At 70.4% G+C, this 2,396-nt stretch carries 2 protein-coding genes; both read right to left on the bottom strand.

Annotated elements, in window-relative coordinates:
• Window positions 1-1,500 (bottom strand): type I polyketide synthase (locus B118_RS0124755; RefSeq protein ID WP_028193666.1); only part of this gene is annotated, 1,500 nt, incomplete at its 3' end.
• A 58-nt stretch (window positions 1,501-1,558) separates the two neighbouring features.
• On the bottom strand, window positions 1,559-2,396 hold an 838-nt coding region (locus B118_RS29310; RefSeq protein WP_043542108.1), incomplete at its 5' end, for an acyl carrier protein.

Below are 2,396 nucleotides of genomic sequence, written 5' to 3'. Positions count from 1 at the left end.
CAGCACCACCGCAGACTCAGACACCCCCACCGCAGAATCCACCAACTCCACCGAAGACCCAGACGTCCCCACCGAAGCCCCCGCCGTCCCCACCGGGGACTCGGCAGCCTCGACCAACGGAGCCTGCTCCAGCACCACGTGGGCATTGGTGCCACTCACACCGAACGACGACACCCCACCCCGCCGCGGTTGGCCGTGGTCCGGCCACTGCCGCGCCTCGGTGAGCAGCTGCACCGTGCCGGCCGACCAGTCCACATGCGAGGAGGGTTCCGATATGTGCAGGCTCTTGGGCAGCACGCCGTTGCGCAGCGCCAGCACCATCTTGATCACGCCGCTGACGGCGGCGGCGGCTTGGGCGTGGCCGATGTTGGACTTCACCGAGCCCAACCAGAGCGGCCGATCCGCCGGCCGGTCGTGACCATACGTGGCGATCAGCGCCTCCGCCTCGATCGGGTCACCGAGGGTGGTGCCGGTACCGTGCGCCTCGACCAGGTCGACGTCGGTGGAGGAGAGCCCGGCGTTGGCGAGGGCTTGACGAATGACCCGCTGCTGGGCCACCCCGTTCGGCGCGGTCAGGCCGTTGGACGCGCCGTCCTGGTTGATGGCCGAACCGCGGATGACGGCGAGTACCGGGTGGCCGTTGCGCTGGGCGTCGGAGAGGCGTTCCAGCAGCAGCATGCCGACTCCCTCACCCCAGCCGGTGCCATCGGCGTCATCGGAGAAGGGCTTGCAGCGGCCGTCGGAGGCCAGGCCACGCTGCCGGCTGAAGGCGACGAACGCACCGGGGGTCGACATGACGGTCGCGCCACCGGCCAGCGCCAGGCCACACTCCCGCTGACGCAGCGCGTGCGCGGCCAGGTGCAGGGCGACCAGCGACGACGAGCACGCGGTGTTGACGGTGACGGCGGGTCCCTCCAGCCCTAGGCTGTACGCGACCCGCCCGGAGATGACCGCACCGGCGTTGCCGGTGCTCATGTAGGCCTCGACGGGTTCGGGTAGCACCGTAAGCCGGTCCCAGTAGTCCTGGCCGCCGCAGCCGACGAAGACGCCGACGGGGCCGCCGCGCAGCGAGTCGGGGTTGATGCCGGCCCGCTCGCACGCCTCCCAGCTCGTCTCCAGCACCAGCCGCTGCTGCGGGTCCATGGCCAATGCCTCGCGGGGCGAGATGCCGAAGAACTCGGCGTCGAACTTGGCGGCGTCGTGGACGAAGCCGCCCTGCCTGACATAGCTGCTGCCGGCGGTGTCTGGGTCGGCGTCGTAGAGGGCTGTGGTGTCCCAGCCCCGGTCGGTCGGAAAGTCACCGATGGCATCGACGCCGTCGACGACCAGCCGCCACAGGTCCTCGGGCGAGCTGACCCCGCCCGGATAACGGCAGGCCATCCCAATGATCGCGATCGGGTCCTGCTCCTGCGACTCGACCTCGCGCAGCCGTTCCCGAGTGCGGTGCAGATCAGCAGTGACCCGCTTCAGATAGTCAAGGAGCTTCTCTTCGTTCGCCATCTGAACCTCACCAAACTCGTTGCCAGCGGGACACGTTCCGGGGGGGCGCGGTGGCGGCTCAGGTCATCCCGAGTTCCTTGTCGATCAGGTTGAACACATCGTCGGCGGAGGCCGCCTCAAGGCGGTCGACCAGGGTGGCGCCCGCGGTGGTGCTGAGGGTCTCGTTGAGCTTCGCCAGCATCGACTGGAGCCGGGCGGTCACCCGGTTCCGCTCGATCTCCTCCGGCGCCAGACCCGTGACGGTGGCCTCGAGCCGGTCCAGTTCGGCGAGCAGGCCGCCGGCGGTGTCGCCGGTGTATCCGAGTTCGGCGCGGAGCTGGTCGGCGAGGGCGACCGCGTTGGGGTGGTCGAAGACCAGGGTCGCGGAGAGCCGGAGGCCGGTGGCGGCGCTGAGCCGATTGCGCATCTCCACGGCCGTCACCGAGTCCATACCGAGGTCCTTGAAGGCACGCCGCGGTTCCACCGAGTCGGCGTCGCCGTATCCCAGGACGGCGGCCACGTTTGTGCGGACCGTGTCAAGCAGCAGTACGCGCTGCTCGGCCTCGGGCATTGCGGCTAGCCGGTCGGCGAGCGCCGAGGACGACGGCGCGTCGGTGGCATCGGAGGTTTCGGGGACGGCGTCGGGAAGGTCGGCGAGCAGCGGCCGTGGCCGGGCCAGGGTGTAGATCGGGGCGAACCGATCCCAGTCGATGTCGGCGACGACGAGGTGACTCTCATCGTGGTCGAGGGCCTGCCGTAGCGCCTGGACAGCGAGTCGGGGTTCCATGACGCCGACACCCAGCCGGTCGAGGTGCGCGCCGACCTCGCCGCCGGCCATGCCGCCGCCACCCCAACTGCCCCAGGCGATGGAGGTGGCGACCAACCCGCGGGTCCGCCGCCGGTGCGCCAACACGTCA

Source organism: Salinispora pacifica CNR114 (genome assembly GCF_000514775.1).
In the GTDB taxonomy this organism is placed as follows: Bacteria; Actinomycetota; Actinomycetes; order Mycobacteriales; family Micromonosporaceae; genus Micromonospora; species Micromonospora pacifica.
This window is presented reverse-complemented; position numbering and strand designations above follow the sequence as displayed.